This window comes from Vibrio sp. 1978 (assembly GCF_033344345.1).
In genome coordinates this window covers 1-906 of the sequence record NZ_JAWPOP010000228.1, presented here as the reverse complement: position 1 = coordinate 906, position 906 = coordinate 1, and the positions used below count along the sequence as shown (strand labels likewise).

The window sequence follows — 906 nt, the reverse complement described above, 5'->3', positions numbered from 1 at the left end:
GCGCATCAACTCGTCCTATGCCATTGCTGCATCGATTTAACGTATGATCGTGGCAAACCACAAGTACGTTATCTTTTGTTGGCTGAATATCCACTTCTACCCATTTTAGGCCGAGATCAATTGCAGCTTGAACGCTGACTTTTGTATTTTCTGGGAACGAGCCAGCAACGCCGCGGTGACCAATTAACAGAGTTTCCATTTTGTTTGCCTTCTTGAATGAGATGTCCAGATTGTACTCGCTTTTGGCCGTTGATATAGAGGTGAAAGGCTTCTTCAGGGCGGTAACGTCACGATTCAACGGTGTAATTTTCACCAGACAAGCATGGTGTGGAAATGAAAGACTAGATTGGTAAGAGATTCTGAGCTACAAAATGACGTTGGACTTTTATGCTCTTGCCGCTCATTTTTAAAGAGCGACGTATCTTTCAAGAGCCGCATTTTTTCAGGGAGAGTAAGATGAAAATTGGTGTGATTGGCGCTGGCGCCGTTGGAGTTGGTGTTTGCAATTATTTGCTCACGCTAGGCAGCGTCAGTGAACTTGTTCTGTTAGACCAAAACTTAGAAAGAGCTGAAGGGGAAGTCTTCGATTTTCGTCACACAGCGGCGTTAACCTTTTCCAAAAATACCCGCATTATTCCCTCAGATGATTACCTCGATTTGTTAGGTGCCGATATTGTTGTGATAACGGCAGGTGCGCAAATTCAACAAGGACAAACACGTTTAGATATCGCGGAAATCAACGCGAAGATTGGCGTTGAGATCGCTAGAAAAATAGAGCGTGTTGCGCCAAAGGCGGTTTTGATTGTCGTGTCTAACCCTTGTGACATTGTTGCTCATTTTATTACTACCAATACGGGCTTTGAGCCAAACAAAGTGATCAGCAGCGGGTGTGTTATTGATACAGCT

Annotated in this window: 2 protein-coding genes; one reads left to right on the top strand and one right to left on the bottom strand. The window is 44.3% G+C overall.

Annotated features, from left to right (window positions below):
• A partial coding sequence (locus R8N49_RS25720) for a glycerophosphodiester phosphodiesterase family protein (RefSeq protein ID WP_318190283.1) occupies positions 1 to 199 on the bottom strand: 199 nt, incomplete at its 3' end.
• 257 nt (positions 200 to 456) lie between these two features.
• On the opposite strand from R8N49_RS25720, the gene R8N49_RS25715 reads away from it, so the two are divergent.
• Positions 457 to 906, top strand: a 450-nt coding sequence (locus tag R8N49_RS25715) for a lactate/malate family dehydrogenase (protein WP_412034910.1), incomplete at its 3' end; no start/stop codon positions are given.